This is a genomic window from Streptomyces sp. NPDC002935, from assembly GCF_040611295.1.
Lineage (GTDB): Bacteria > Actinomycetota > Actinomycetes > Streptomycetales > Streptomycetaceae > Streptomyces.
This window is the reverse complement of sequence record NZ_JBEXNW010000040.1, coordinates 26,763-39,831: the sequence shown is the minus strand read 5'-3', so window position 1 is coordinate 39,831 and position 13,069 is coordinate 26,763. Positions and strand designations below refer to the sequence as shown.

Genomic DNA, 13,069 nt, shown 5'->3' with positions numbered 1-13,069 from the left:
CTCATGTCTGGAGAACCCATGGCGACACCGCTCACCCCGGACCGGCTGCTCGCGATCCTCAAGGCCGAAGGCGTGAAGACCGCCGAGTACCCGGGCTGGCGTACCCGCGAGCGGGACGACGAGACGGGCAAGCCGTTCGGCCCAGTCCACATGATCCTCAACCACCACACGGCAGGCCGCGACTCGCTCGCCGTCGTCGCCAAGAACGGCGTCGCCGGACTGCCCGGGCCGCTCGCCCACATCCACCTCGCCAAGAGCGGGCTGGCCACGATGTGCAGCGCCGGCCGGGCCAACCACGCCGGGCTGATGGCGAAGAACGCATACGACTCCTTCAACACCGAGTCGTCCACCCATCCCGCGCCGTCCAAGGCCTCCGGCACCGTCGACGGCAACGACGTCTCATACGGCATCGAGACCGAGAACCTCGGCAACGGCACGGACGTCTACCCGCGGGCGCAGTACGACGCGTGGGTGCGGATCAACGCCGCCTTCTGCCGGGCCTACGGCTGGTCGGCCGAGTCCTGCGGCTGCCACAAGGAGACGTCGATCGAGGGGAAGGTCGACCCCTTGGGCCCGGTCGAGGGGTACGGCACCCGCGGCAAGTTCTCGTACACCGGCAAGCAGTTCCGCGCGGACGTCGCCGAGCGCCTGAAGCACCCCGCCTCGTGGCTGCCGCCGGTCACCCTCCCCGCCCCGCTCCCGGGCCCGGTCCCGAAGCCGACCACCGAGGAACGTCTCTCCGCCTTGGAGAGGCGCGTCACCGAGCTCGAGAAGAAGTGAGGTACTCCCATGCCTGAGTTCACCCTGCCCGGCGACGCCGAGACCGTCGTCAAGACCGCAAAGACCTACGCCATCGACCTCGCCGAACGCGTCCTCTGGACGTTCCTCACCGCGGCCGGAGGTGTCGCCCTCGCGGCTGGCCCGGCGAGCATGTTCTCCGCCTCGTTCTGGCAGACCGTCGGCGTGGCCGGGATCGCCGCAGTCGGCTCTCTCGTCAAGGGCGTGCTCGCGCGAGTCGTCGGCAACAAGAACAGCGCGTCGACCGCCTCGGGCGTCTGACCTGCACCGTGCGAGCGTCTTGGAGGTGGCATGGACGCCGCCCTCGTCACAGCTATCGGCGTGATCGGCAGCGCCGCGGTGGCCGGGGCGGCAGCCATGTACGGCTCGAAGGTCGCAGGGCGGACCCAGCGGGAGGGCAACGCAGTGAACGGCTTCAACAGTCTGACGGACCAGCTGCAGGAAGAACGCAAGGAGCTGCGCGCCGACTTGGCCGCACTGCGCCTGGAGCTGGCCACCGAGCGGGCAGAAACGGCACGCCTGAAGCTGCTGGTGCAATCCCTCGGAGGGCAGCCATGACGCGCACCGAGCGGGTACTTGCCCACCGCTGGAAGCCGATAGCTCTCCTCGCGTTCCTCTTGTTCCTCACCGGCGCCGTACTCCTCGTCTACGTGCGCGTCCAGGCCGAAGCCACGCGCGCCGACCAGCTCGCCGACGAGGCGGACCTGCGCGGCACCGCGGTGTCCACCCTCGCCGGGGACGTGCGGGCCCTGAGGGAGCAGGTCAAGGCCAAGGGCGGGACACCGGTCGCCCCGGACCCGACCAAGGCCGTCAAGGATCTGCCCGACCGTGCCGAGGTTCCCGTGCCCATCCCCGGACCACCCGGCCCGAAGGGCGACAAGGGCGACCCCGGCATGGCCGCGCCCACCATCACCCCGTCGCCTGGCACATCCGGGGCGCCCGGCGCCAATGGCTCCAACGGCGTCACCGGACCCCAAGGCCCCCAGGGCGACCAAGGCGACCCCGGAGTTGCTGGCCCCCAGGGCGAGCAGGGAGTGCAGGGCGACCGCGGCGCCACCGGCCCCGCACCGTCCGGCTGGACGTACACCGACGGCACCGGCGCCACCTACGAGTGCACCCCTGACGATGACGGGTCCACGCACTACACCTGCCGCTCGACCAGCAGCGGCAGCACGCCGCCGTCCCAGGGTCACGGTCTGCTCGGCTCCGCAGTACTCGCCATGACCGCCCGGTACCGGAAGTTGTAACGAAATACGTGACGAAATACGTGACGCGGCCCCGCCTTCCTTCGGGAGGGCGGGGCCGCTTTCGTGCGTCCAGGGGTGGGATCTGTCTCCCACCCTTACGGCTTGGGCAGCTCGGTCACGAACGTTCCGATGCCCGGTTGCATCTGTGCGAGGCCGGCGTCCCGCAGCTCGGAGAGCACCCGGCGGGCGGTCATCTGCGCGATGCCGAACTCGGCGTGGAGGGCGAGCACGCCCGGCAGCTGCTCGCCCGGCGGATACGTTCCGTCTGCGATCCGCGCCTCGATGATCTCGTACACCTGCTGCCATCGCGGGATGTCCGGCTTCCAGTCCATGATCTCGACGCTAGGCACGACAGGCTCACCCGGCGAGACGAGATTGCCTGACACGCCTAGCTACCCTAGCTACCTAGGTCTACGCTGCGGAGACACAGAGAACCCCGGCGGCCGTGTCACCGACCCCGGGGGATGGCCGACTGGATGGAGTCGACATGGCAGAGCCTACGCACGCGCCTGCGTCCCGCACAGACCGGGCGCCAACGGTCCAGTGGTGCGACTGGCACAAAGGCCCGTCGGAGACCGCGGTCCTCGTGGACGCGATCGAGCGGAACTCCGCCCCGCCCTACCCCCTGTACGCGTGCGCCCCCTGCCGTGAGCAGCGCGGCCTCATCCCGCTCGCCGACCAGCCATGAGCACGCCGGAGAAGACCCCGGAGTGCCAGCACGAGATGCACGACCTGTGCCGTGGCCCCGCGGTTCTACGACGCGCCGGCGCCCCGCGCTGGGAGGTACCGGTCTTGACGGTGCGCTGCGACTGCCATTGCCACGGCGGTAGGCGCTAGGACTCCCGTCCGTTCCCGTACCCCGTGAGATCTGGGGGCGGGCGGGACCAGGCCCCGGCCGGACGCCGATCCGGCCGGGGCCCTTTTGCGCCCAACCTTGGATTCGAAGGCGATCTCGAACGTCGCCGAAATCGGCCGAGAAACCGCAGGTCAGAGGCATGGGTGGGCACTGGTGCCCACCCATAGGAGCAAGATCCTTTTAGTGGTGGCACAAAGCTAGATTGGGGTTGCCGGAGCCGGTGCCTCCACTGATGAGGAAGGACAACCGGGCGTCCAGCAGCGCTCTGAGCACCCGGTCCCCGCCGGGCGGCACCGTCCCCGCCGCGACCAGCTCGTCGAGGGTGAACGCGCGCGGCCGTACGACGCGCAGGGAGAGGCAGGTGGAGCCGACGGCGACCGGTGGCAGCACCGCGTGCAGACGTGTCCCGTCCGGCAGCCGGGCGTCCACCCAGGGGCGGGCGTCGTCGAGCCTTCTGCCGGCCACTGCCGCGAGGCGTTGCGCGAGACGTCGTACGGCTGCCGCATCCGGAAAGGACACGGCGGTCAGCTCCAGGCCACCGCCCCGGTCCACCCACACCCGGTCGGGCGCCGACACCAGCACATCGGTCACCGACGAGTCGGCGAGCAGCGGTTCCAGCGGGCCGCTGCCGACCAGTTCGGAGCGCAACCGCTCGGCCGCGCCGAGGACTTCGGCGTCCCCGAGCACCCGCCCCTGTTCGCGCAGCGCCTGAGCCACGCGCGCGGGGGTCGGCTCGGAGCCGCTCTCGGCCAGCCATTGGCGAACGCCGTCCAGCAGCCCCGCACGTCCGTCGGACCCGCCGCCGGGTCCGTCCCACGCCTCCGTACCCGCCGGCAGGGAGCCTCCGGGACCGCCCCATGTATCCGTCCGCCCGGACAGGTAGTGCCTGGGCCCCTCCCGCGCACCTGTCCACCGGGGCAGAACCGGCCCAGGTCCGTCCCGCGCGTCCGTCCGACCGGACAAGGAGTGCCCGGGTCCGTCCCGCGTGTCCGCACGCCTGGGCGAATAGCCCTCGCTTGTGTCCTCGGGACTCGGTCCCGTTCGCGTGTCGAGTCCCGGGCCGCGCTCCGCGCCTGTAGTCACTTCCCAGCTCATACGCCCCCTCCTTCGACCGGAACCCGCTCCCAGAAGGCCGCGCAGAACCGGGCCAGAGGCCCCCTCGGCAGGCTCCCTGGCGGCGGACCGCCGTCCAATGGGAAGGACTCGGCAGGCACTTCGCCCACCAGGGGCAGGTCGAGGAGACGGGCGACCTCGCGGTCGTCGAGGCCCGGCGCGTAGGGCCCCCGCACCACGGCCCTCAGATCGCGCAGGACCATGCCGACCGCGGATGCCACCCGCCCGGCCGCCGCGATGGAGCGCAGGTCGGCGGGGACCACCAGCAGCCCCACATCGAGCTGGGCGAGGATCTCGGCGACGCCCTCGTCGATGCGGCGGGGCAGATCGACGACCACCACACCGCCGCGGCGTCTGGCCGCGGCCAGGACCGCGCGTACCGCTTGCGGGGGGATGGTGACCGCGTCGTTCCGATCCCAGCTGAGGACCCGCAGCGCGTGCAGTTCGGGCAGGGACTCCTCCAGGGCGCCGCCGCCGACCCTGCCGCGGGATCCGGCGAACGCCGGCCAGCGCAGGCCCTCGGCCGCCTCTCCACCCAGGAGTACGTCGAGTCCGCCACCGAGAGGGTCCGCGTCCACGAGCAGGGTGCGCTTCCCCTCACGCGCCGAGGTGAGGGCGAGCGCGCAGGCCAGCGTGGAGGCACCGGCCCCGCCTCGGCCGCCGAGCACGCCGACGGTGAGGGCGGGCCGGCCGACGCCTTCGGCCACATCGGCGATGCGGTCGACCAGCCATTGCTCGCCGTCCGGAAGCATCAGGACGTTGTCGGCGCCGATCTCGACGGCCCGCCGCCAGACTCCGGGATCATCCTGATCCCGGCCGACCAGCACCACTCCCCTTCTCCGCGCGGCCGCACGCACCCGCGGTGCGGCGTCGTCGCCGACGAGGACGAGAGGCGCCGCCTCCCAGCAGCCCCTGCGATCCGGAATCCCGTGGTGGACCTCGGGACGCGCGCCTGCCGCCGCGCACAGGCGCAGCAGGTCGTCGAGGAGTTCGACGTCCTCGGTGACAATCAATGGTCCGCCCTGCCGCCCCTCGGCGGTCGGCGGCCTGTCATGGGTGATGGCTCCCGCCACGATCTCCAGCCCCCTTCGCTGCTTCTGGCGCGGGGCCCTCCAGGACCCCGCGATTCCCGCTCGTATGAAGGACCGGCAAGCGGCCTCCATATGAACGGCCGATACGAACCGGCCAAACGCGTCCGCCAAACGGAACCGGCCATGAACTGGCCGCAAGCGGAGCGCGTGGGAATCACGGTGCGGCGATCCCGGAAATCGTGTGGATCTTGGTCGAAAACTGTGGACAACGCAGCGGCTGTGAATATCGCCTTCACTCCTACCGGTGAGCGCTCAACGACTTCCGCAGAGCATCCCAACGACTACACAGAGTGATGGATCGCGGGTACGCCAAGAACGCGGTATCAACGGTGCGGAGGAGGCTCCGGGGTCGCGCAGAAGAGGGCGAAAACCCATCCGGACATGCGACGACCCCCGCCGGGGGGGAGAGCGGGGGTCGTCCCCACGGCCGACTCGGGGGGGGAGGAGTCGGACCGGGTTAGCACGGTCGCGAACGATCCGTGACTTCCATGGTGTACCCGAGAGCCTTCTCAGGCAAACCCACGCGCCTCACCTTACGCCGAATGGTGGGCCCTATGCTCAACCTCGTGGAAAACCACTCCTTGCCTCGTACAGCAGCCTTCTTTGACCTGGACAAGACGGTCATTGCGAAGTCGAGCACGCTCACCTTCAGCAAGTCGTTCTACCAAGGCGGGCTGATCAACCGCAGGGCGGCCTTGCGTACCGCATACATCCAGTTCGTGTTCCTGGCGGGCGGCGCCGACCACGACCAGATGGAGCGGATGCGCAAGCACATGTCCACGATGTGCCGCGGCTGGAACGTCCAGCAGGTCAAAGAGATCGTCGCCGAGGCACTGCACGACCTCATCGACCCGATCATCTACGACGAGGCCGCGTCGCTCATCGAGCAGCACCACAAGGCCGGTCGCGACGTCGTGATCGTGTCCACGTCCGGCGCCGAGGTGGTCGAGCCGATCGGCGAGCTGCTCGGCGCGGACCGCGTGGTGGCGACCCGCATGGTCGTCGGCGAGGACGGCTGCTTCACCGGCGAGGTCGCGTATTACGCCTACGGGCCCACGAAAGCCGAGGCGATCAAGGAACTGGCCGCGTCCGAGGGCTACGACCTCCCCCGCTGCTACGCCTACAGCGACTCGGCGACCGATCTGCCGATGCTGGAGTCGGTCGGACACCCGCACGCGGTGAATCCGGACCGTGCGCTGCGCCGCGAGGCCGTCGCCCGCTCGTGGCCGATTCTGGACTTCCACCGTCCGGTCCGGCTGAAGCAGCGGCTGCCCACCCTGTCCGTACCTCCCCGTCCGGCGCTGGTCGCGGCGGCCGCGATAGGAGCGGCGGCGGCCACGGCCGGCCTCGTCTGGTACGCCAGTCGGCGTCGCACATCGGTGGCGTGAGCCGTCACGCGTGCGCGTGCGGCCCATCAATGTCCATTTCCCGACCTTTTGAACCTAAAAGTAAAGAAGTGCGGCTCAGGGCTTCCGCTTCCTCTGGACCTGGAGTACAAAGGGTTTAGCGGCCCGCGAGACCAAGGACATCCGAGAGGATCACCTTCAAACGCAACCAGGCCCCACGGACCGAGCATGAACATCGAGCACCCACGCGACGTCGACCCGTCGATTACGGGCCAGCCGCACCAGGTGACGGGCAGAAGTTCCCGACCTGATGGGCAATATCTCGAGGACGCTTGGTAACCCGGTGAACATGCCAGCGGCGGTACGAGAACTCGTACCGCCGCAACCCTTCTCCGGCCCTTCGCGCGCGCCCTTTACGCGGCGCCGCGCTGAAGCGCCTCGCAGACCGCAGCGGACTCCCTGACGCCCAGCTCGACGGCCCTGCCGCAGTGGGCGATCCACGCGGCCATACCGTCCGGGGTACCGGAGACGTATCCGTCCAGCGCCGCGAGATAGGCCGCACGGCCGAGTTCCGCGTGACCGACCTCCGCCGGGCAGATGGACTTCGGGTCGAGACCGCTGCCGATCAGGACGATGCGTTCGGCCGCGCGCGCTACCAGTCCGTTCTGGGAGGTGAAGGGGCGCAAGGCGATCAGTTCACCGTGGACGACGGCCGCCGTGACCAGGGCAGGGGCCGCGCCGCCCGCGATGATGAGCTGCGAGAGACCTTCGAGACGACCGGCGACCTCGTTCGCGTCGGGCAGCGGCAGCTTCACCAGGGGTTCGTCGACCTGCTCCCCGCTCTGCCGCGGCCGGCCGACCTCCTCGCCCTGCTCGGCCGCCGCCACCAGGTGCAGCCGGGCCAGTACGCGCAGGGGCGACTGCCGCCAGATGGACAGGAGCTGGCCCGCCTCGGCGGTCAGCCGCAGGGCGGCTCCGACCGTGCGGGCCTCGTCGTCCGCGCTGAAGTCGGTACGCCGGCGCACCTCTTCGAGCGCCCAGTCTGCACCGGACAGCGCCGCGGAACCGCGGGCCCCGCGCAGCGCCGCCTCGGACGTGATCTCGTTGCCGCGACGCCGCATGATCCGGTGTCCGTAGACCCGGTCCACGGCCTTGCGGACGGACTCCACGGATTCGGCCACCCCGGGAAGCGAACCCAGGGCCGCGAGCGGATCAGCGGTCGCACCTGTCGTACTCATGAGTACGACACTACGCACCCGGGGGCCGCACCCCACGAAGGAGTGGTCTTCTTCACGCGGCGTGAGCACTGAGAGCAATGATCGCACTACCCTTGGTGAACATGAAAATTGCTTTCGTCGGGAAGGGCGGCAGCGGCAAGACCACCCTGTCGTCGCTGTTCATCCGCCACCTCGCCGCCTCGGGGGCGCCGGTCGTCGCCGTCGACGCCGACATCAACCAGCATCTGGGGGCCGCGCTCGGGCTGGAAGAAGGGGAAGCCGCCGCGCTGCCCGCCATGGGCGAGCGGCTGCCGCTCATCAAGGACTACCTGCGCGGCTCCAATCCGCGCATCACGTCCGCCGATTCGATGATCAAGACGACCCCGCCCGGCGAGGGCTCACGACTGCTGCGGGTCGATGAGGCCAATCCGGTGTACGACGCGTGCGCCCGACCGGTGGAACTCGACGGCGGCGTCGCCCGTTTGATGGTCACCGGCCCGTTCACCGAGGCCGATTTGGGAGTGGCTTGCTACCACTCCAAGACCGGTGCAGTGGAGCTCTGCCTGAACCATCTCGTCGACGGCCGGAGCGAGTACGTCGTCGTCGACATGACGGCGGGCTCCGACTCCTTCGCGTCCGGCTTGTTCACCCGCTTCGACATCACGTTCCTCGTCGCCGAGCCGACCCGGAAGGGAGTCTCCGTCTATCGCCAGTACAAGGAGTACGCCCGCGACTTCGGCGTCGCCCTGAAGGTCGTCGGCAACAAGGTGCAGGGCCAGGACGACATCGACTTCCTGCGCGCGGAAGCAGGTGACGACCTCCTGGTCACGGTCGGGCACTCGGACTGGGTGCGCGCCATGGAGAAGGGCCGCCCACCCCGGTTCGAGCTCCTGGAGGAGGTCAACCGGCGCTCGCTGCACGCCTTGCGGACCGCCGCCGACGCCACCTACGAGCTGCGCGACTGGGAGCGGTACACGCGCCAGATGGTGCAGTTCCACCTGAAGAACGCCACCAGCTGGGGCAACGCCAAGACCGGGGCGGACCTCACGGCGCAGGTCGACCCCGGTTTCGTACTCGGCGAGAGTCCGATGGCCACGGCGTGAGCGGCCGACCGGCCCGACGCGCTACCGCGGCATGAACGACGGTCCGGTCCGGGGCGTCGCTACGGCTTGACCGCCGGCGCCCCGGGGACGCCCTTCGGGGCCGGGGCCGGGCGGCCCGAGAGGAAGGACGCCCAGCCCTGCTTCGGCGCCTTGCCGACCTGGAGGCCGCGGAGCCTGTCGAGGGTGGCCGGGTCCTGGGCGTCGAGCCAGTCGGCGAGCTGCCGGAAGGAGGCACAGCGCACTTCGGCCTTGGTGCAGACGCGCTCGACGACCTCGTCGACGGCACGCATGTAGGTGCCGCCGTTCCAGGACTCGAAGTGGTTGCCGATGATCAGCGGCGCGCGATTGCCGTCGTAGGCACGGTCGAATCCCTTGAGCAGGCCGTCACGCATCTGGTCGCCCCAGAACACCTGCTTGCCGGGGTCGCCCTGGGTCCGGGTACCCGACTGGTTGACCATGAAGTTGTAGTCCATGGTGAGCTGCTCGTAGGAGTGTCCGGGGAAGGGCACGAGCTGCATCGACAGGTCCCACAGCCCCTCCTTCTTCTTCGGCCAGAGCTGGTCGTTGACGCCGCTGGTGTCGTAGCGGAAGCCCAGTTGGCGGGCCGCCTTCATGAAGTTCTGTCGACCTTCCAGACAGGGGGTGCGGGCGCCGATGAGTTCCTTGTCGTAGTCGAAGGGCAGCGGCGCCGCCTTCGTCAGACCCGTGTTGGTCCTCCATGACTTCACGAACGACTTCGCCTGGGCGATCTCGCTCTTCCAGTCCGCGACCGACCACTGGCCGACCCCGGCCTCCGTGCCACAGAAGTGGCCGTTGAAGTGCGTGCCGATCTCGTTGCCCTCCAGCCACGCGCCACGCAACTGCTTGACGGTGTCCTCGATGCCCTGCTCGTCGTTGAAGCCGATCTCCGAGCTGCCGGGCGAGTGCTGCGGAGGCCGGTACAGATCACGCTTGTCCTCCGGCAGCATGTACACGCCGCTCAGGAAGTACGTCATCGTCGCCTTGTTGGCCTTGGAGAGCTTCCGGAAGTGGGAGAAGAGCTTCTGGCTGTCCTCGCCGGCGCCGTCCCAGGAGAAGACCACGAACTGCGGGGGCTTCTGACCGGGCTTCAACCGTTCGGGCCGGGGCAGATGCGGCTGCGCCCCGGTGTACGAGGTGGAGCCGTCGCCGATCAGACGGACCGCAGCCTTGGGCGCCGGGGCCCCCGCCGCCTTCTTCGCGCCGTGCGCGCCTTCCTGGGAAGCGGTGGTACCGCCCGCGCAACCGGCGAGTGCCGTGGCGCAGGCCGCGGCGAGTGCTGCACCCGCGGCGATCCTCTGGGTGGCGGCCATATTCCGCCCTCCTTTTCCTCGGTCGGCAACGCCGGTCAGGGCGTTATCGCGGTTATGTGCGGCTATGCACGGACAGCGCCGCCAAGGTTTCACGGGACCGAAGAGGAATAAATACGACAAGCCGATCAAAAGCTCGGTTCACCCTGGAGGGTGATTGGATGCCCCATTTGCTCCTATTTCCGGCATGAGCCCTTTACCTTGCATTACGATCCGTTTACCCAGCGTTGAAAATCCCGCCGCTGCACGCCGTGACCCACGGCCGCGACCCGCCCCCCGCCGCCTCGGACGGGGGATCACCTGTTCCGCGACCGCGCTGCCCCGGAGGAGACGGGAACCATGTCTGCCTGCGTCCCCACCCGCGCCGCCGACTCGACTCGGCCCGCGCACGTCCACCAGCCCCACAGCCCCCCACCGGTCCCGCCCCGCCGCTTCCGTGTCGCGGGCGCCGATCTGTCCGCCTCGATCGCGGTCTTCCTGATCGCCCTCCCGCTGTCCCTCGGCATCGCCCTCGCCACCGGCGCGCCGCTCCAGGCCGGCCTCGTCGCCGCCGCCGTCGGCGGACTCGTCGCGGGACGCCTCGGCGGCTCACCGCTCCAGGTGAGCGGACCCGCCGCCGGGCTCACGGTCGTCACGGCCGAGCTCATCCACCGCTACGGATGGCGCACGACCTGCGCCATCACCGTGCTCACCGGAATCGCCCAACTGGGCCTCGGCTGCCTGCGCGTGGCCCGCACGGCCCTGGCCGTCAGCCCCGCGATCGTGCACGGCATGCTCGCCGGAATCGGCGTGACCATCGCCGTCGCCCAGCTGCACATCGTGCTGGGCGGCATCCCGCAGAGCTCCGTCCTGGACAACCTCGTCGCGCTGCCGGACCAGGTGGCCCGCACACACCCCGCGGCGCTGTCGATGAGCGCGCTGACACTGGCGCTGCTGCTCGCCTGGCCGCGCGTTCCCGGGCGCGCCGGGCAGGTCCTGCGCAAGGTCCCCGCCGCGCTGGTCGCCGTCGCCGGAGCCACCGTGACCGCCTCGCTCGCCGGGCTGACGCTGCCCCGGGTCGACCTGCCGTCCTGGAGCAGCCATGCGCTGGCCGGGCTGCCCGAGGGTCCGGTGCTCGGCATCGCCGCCGCCGTTCTCACCGTGACGCTGGTGTGCAGCGTGCAGTCGCTGCTCGGCGCCGTCGCGGTGGACAAGCTCGTGAGCGGCCGTCCGGAACTCCAGGCTCGCGTGGGCCGTTCCGGCCTCGACCGGGAACTGCTCGGGCAGGGCGCCGCCAATGTCGTCTCCGGCGCACTCGGCGGGCTGCCGGTCGCCGGGGTCGCCGTGCGCAGTTCCGCGAATGTGCAAGCGGGTGCCATCAGCCGGAACTCCACGATGCTGCATGGCGTTTTCGTAGTAGTTGCCGCGCTGCTGATGGTCCCGATCCTGGAGCTGATCCCCCTCGCATCGCTCGCCGCCCTGGTGATGGCCGTCGGCATCCAGATGGTGTCCCTGCACCACATCCGCACGGTCACCCGCCACCGCGAGGTGCTGGTGTACGCCGTCACCACGCTCGGCGTCGTGTTCTTCGGAGTTCTCGAGGGCGTGGCGCTGGGGGTCTCCGTGGCCGTCGGTGTCGCCCTGCACCGCCTCGGGCGCACCCGCATCACGCACGAAGAGAAGGAAGGAGTCCACTACGTACACGTACGAGGGCAGTTGACGTTCCTCGCGGTACCACGACTGAGCCGGGCCCTGCACCTCGTGCCCCAAGGGGCGGACACCGTCGTGGAGTTGGACGGCTCGTTCATGGACCACGCCGCGTACGAGTCGCTGCAGGACTGGCAGAGCTCGCACACCGCCCAGGGCGGCACGGTCGAACTCACCGGGCGGACCGGAACGCGGATCGCCGAGCCCGCGGACTCCGGACACTGTCGCTGCCGGCCCTGGACACCTTGGCGGAACCACCAGTGCGAGGCCTCCGCCGACCACGGGTCCGCCTCCTCGGACACCCCTTCGACCGAAGGGACCGAGGAGACCGGCGAGACCAGGCCGAGAGGGCACCAACTGGCGCGCGGCATCAGCGCGTTCCAGCGCAACACCGCACCCCTGGTGCGGGACGAGCTGGCCCGGCTCGCACGGGAAGGGCAGCGGCCGTCCCAGCTGTTCCTGACCTGTGCGGACTCTCGGCTCGTCACCTCGATGATCACCTCCAGTGGTCCGGGAGATCTCTTCGTCGTACGGAATGTGGGCAACCTCGTGCCGTTGCCCGGAGAAGAGAGCGGGGACGACTCGGTGGCCGCGGCCATCGAGTACGCGGTGGACGTGCTGAAGGTGCGCTCCATCACGGTGTGCGGGCACTCCGGGTGCGGGGCCATGCAGGCTCTGCTGGCGTCGGAGCCCGGCGGGGCGCTCACGCCGCTCAAGCGGTGGCTGCGGCACGGGCAGCCGAGCCTTGACCGGATGGCCGCCAAGGACAGGCCGTGGACGCGGCTCGCCGGACGGGCGCCCGCCGACACGGTGGAGCAGCTCTGTCTGACCAACGTGGTGCAGCAGTTGGAGCATCTGCGGGCGCACGAGTCCGTGGCGCGGGCCCTGCGGGAGGGCGTGCTCGAACTGCACGGAATGTACTTCCATGTGGGTGAGGCGCAGGCGTATCTGTTGGCCGACGCCGACGGGATCGAGCTGTTCGACCACGTGGGCGTTGTGGAGGATCTGCGGCATCCGGCGTGACTGACGGTGGTGCGCGACCCCGGCCGGCGGGGCCGCGCACCATGTACGGCCCCCGCTTTCGGTGTTCCGGCCCCCGTCGCGGCGATGACGGGGATCCTCGACACGCCCGGCCGCGCAACGGGGTGAAGGATGGCGGCGGGGGAGGTCTAAGGCCTGCGGCGGAGGCCGCCCGGCGACAGGGAGGACTGGCCCCTCCCTGTCGCCCGAGCCGTCCCCGTGGGTGTGATCGGTGTGAACCCGATGGCCGGGGCGTACGTGCCT

Annotated in this window: 12 protein-coding genes and 1 pseudogene; 8 read left to right on the top strand and 5 right to left on the bottom strand. The window is 70.1% G+C overall.

What is annotated here, in order from left to right; all coding sequences use genetic code 11:
- The first annotated feature begins 18 nt into the window (after positions 1 to 18).
- The 4 genes from ABZX90_RS36810 to ABZX90_RS36795 are packed head-to-tail and all read left to right on the top strand — an operon-like array spanning position 19 to position 2,045.
- On the top strand, positions 19 to 780 hold the full coding sequence (locus ABZX90_RS36810; RefSeq protein WP_355212396.1) for an N-acetylmuramoyl-L-alanine amidase: 762 nt from the start codon (positions 19 to 21) through the stop codon (positions 778 to 780).
- A gap of 9 nt (positions 781 to 789) precedes the next feature.
- A complete protein-coding gene (locus ABZX90_RS36805; RefSeq protein WP_355212393.1) occupies positions 790 to 1,059 on the top strand; it encodes a hypothetical protein in 270 nt (89 codons plus the stop codon).
- Positions 1,060 to 1,089: 30 nt separating this feature from the next.
- On the top strand, positions 1,090 to 1,356 hold the full coding sequence (locus tag ABZX90_RS36800; RefSeq protein ID WP_355212390.1) for a hypothetical protein: 267 nt from the start codon (positions 1,090 to 1,092) through the stop codon (positions 1,354 to 1,356).
- Complete coding sequence (locus ABZX90_RS36795; protein ID WP_355212387.1) at positions 1,353 to 2,045, top strand: collagen-like protein; 693 nt, start codon at positions 1,353 to 1,355, stop codon at positions 2,043 to 2,045. Before ABZX90_RS36800 ends, ABZX90_RS36795 begins: the two co-directional genes overlap by 4 nt.
- A 95-nt stretch (positions 2,046 to 2,140) precedes the next feature.
- Here the strand turns inward: ABZX90_RS36795 and ABZX90_RS36790 are convergent, their stop codons facing one another.
- On the bottom strand, positions 2,141 to 2,377 hold the full coding sequence (locus tag ABZX90_RS36790) for a winged helix-turn-helix domain-containing protein (RefSeq protein ID WP_355212384.1): 237 nt from the start codon (positions 2,375 to 2,377) through the stop codon (positions 2,141 to 2,143).
- 155 nt (positions 2,378 to 2,532) lie between these two features.
- Here ABZX90_RS36790 and ABZX90_RS36785 point away from each other — a divergent pair, with 155 nt between their 5' ends.
- The gene (locus tag ABZX90_RS36785; protein ID WP_355212381.1) at positions 2,533 to 2,733 is read left to right on the top strand and encodes a hypothetical protein; all 201 of its coding nucleotides are present in this window, start codon (positions 2,533 to 2,535) and stop codon (positions 2,731 to 2,733) included.
- A 378-nt stretch (positions 2,734 to 3,111) separates the two neighbouring features.
- Here ABZX90_RS36785 and ABZX90_RS36780 read toward each other — a convergent pair.
- Both ABZX90_RS36780 and ssd read right to left on the bottom strand, forming a co-directional pair.
- Positions 3,112 to 3,738: pseudogene (locus tag ABZX90_RS36780) on the bottom strand (ATPase, T2SS/T4P/T4SS family); the annotation flags it as partial.
- 254 nt (positions 3,739 to 3,992) lie between these two features.
- Positions 3,993 to 5,087 (bottom strand): septum site-determining protein Ssd, encoded by a 1,095-nt coding sequence (ssd, locus tag ABZX90_RS36775; protein ID WP_355212378.1) that lies wholly within the window; start codon positions 5,085 to 5,087, stop codon positions 3,993 to 3,995.
- Positions 5,088 to 5,659: 572 nt separating this feature from the next.
- Between ssd and ABZX90_RS36770 the strand changes: the two genes are divergently transcribed.
- On the top strand, positions 5,660 to 6,493 hold the full coding sequence (locus ABZX90_RS36770; protein ID WP_355212375.1) for an HAD family hydrolase: 834 nt from the start codon (positions 5,660 to 5,662) through the stop codon (positions 6,491 to 6,493).
- Positions 6,494 to 6,864: 371 nt separating this feature from the next.
- Here ABZX90_RS36770 and ABZX90_RS36765 read toward each other — a convergent pair whose 3' ends face one another.
- Positions 6,865 to 7,689, bottom strand: coding sequence for an oxidoreductase (locus tag ABZX90_RS36765; RefSeq protein WP_355212372.1), 825 nt, complete (start codon positions 7,687 to 7,689; stop codon positions 6,865 to 6,867).
- Between the two features lie 101 nt (positions 7,690 to 7,790).
- Here ABZX90_RS36765 and ABZX90_RS36760 point away from each other — a divergent pair, with 101 nt between their 5' ends.
- Positions 7,791 to 8,771 carry an ATP-binding protein gene (locus ABZX90_RS36760; protein ID WP_355212369.1) on the top strand — a complete coding sequence of 327 codons (981 nt, stop codon included), beginning with the start codon at positions 7,791 to 7,793 and terminating at the stop codon, positions 8,769 to 8,771.
- Between the two features lie 59 nt (positions 8,772 to 8,830).
- Here the strand turns inward: ABZX90_RS36760 and ABZX90_RS36755 are convergent, their stop codons facing one another.
- Positions 8,831 to 10,102 carry a hypothetical protein gene (locus tag ABZX90_RS36755; protein WP_355212366.1) on the bottom strand — a complete coding sequence of 424 codons (1,272 nt, stop codon included), beginning with the start codon at positions 10,100 to 10,102 and terminating at the stop codon, positions 8,831 to 8,833.
- A 336-nt stretch (positions 10,103 to 10,438) separates the two neighbouring features.
- Between ABZX90_RS36755 and ABZX90_RS36750 the strand changes: the two genes are divergently transcribed.
- On the top strand, positions 10,439 to 12,808 hold the full coding sequence (locus tag ABZX90_RS36750; protein WP_355212363.1) for a SulP family inorganic anion transporter: 2,370 nt from the start codon (positions 10,439 to 10,441) through the stop codon (positions 12,806 to 12,808).
- Positions 12,809 to 13,069: the final 261 nt, after the last annotated feature.

Bases quoted from the DNA above. Each gene is read 5' to 3' on its own strand.
- ABZX90_RS36810 (WP_355212396.1), top strand. From the start codon at position 19: ATGGCGACACCGCTCACCCCGGACCGGCTGCTCGCGATCCTCAAGGCC.
- ABZX90_RS36805 (WP_355212393.1), top strand. From the start codon at position 790: ATGCCTGAGTTCACCCTGCCCGGCGACGCCGAGACCGTCGTCAAGACC.
- ABZX90_RS36800 (WP_355212390.1), top strand. From the start codon at position 1,090: ATGGACGCCGCCCTCGTCACAGCTATCGGCGTGATCGGCAGCGCCGCG.
- ABZX90_RS36795 (WP_355212387.1), top strand. From the start codon at position 1,353: ATGACGCGCACCGAGCGGGTACTTGCCCACCGCTGGAAGCCGATAGCT.
- ABZX90_RS36790 (WP_355212384.1), bottom strand. From the start codon at position 2,377: ATGGACTGGAAGCCGGACATCCCGCGATGGCAGCAGGTGTACGAGATC.
- ABZX90_RS36785 (WP_355212381.1), top strand. From the start codon at position 2,533: ATGGCAGAGCCTACGCACGCGCCTGCGTCCCGCACAGACCGGGCGCCA.
- ABZX90_RS36770 (WP_355212375.1), top strand. From the start codon at position 5,660: ATGCTCAACCTCGTGGAAAACCACTCCTTGCCTCGTACAGCAGCCTTC.
- ABZX90_RS36765 (WP_355212372.1), bottom strand. From the start codon at position 7,689: ATGAGTACGACAGGTGCGACCGCTGATCCGCTCGCGGCCCTGGGTTCG.
- ABZX90_RS36760 (WP_355212369.1), top strand. From the start codon at position 7,791: ATGAAAATTGCTTTCGTCGGGAAGGGCGGCAGCGGCAAGACCACCCTG.
- ABZX90_RS36755 (WP_355212366.1), bottom strand. From the start codon at position 10,102: ATGGCCGCCACCCAGAGGATCGCCGCGGGTGCAGCACTCGCCGCGGCC.
- ABZX90_RS36750 (WP_355212363.1), top strand. From the start codon at position 10,439: ATGTCTGCCTGCGTCCCCACCCGCGCCGCCGACTCGACTCGGCCCGCG.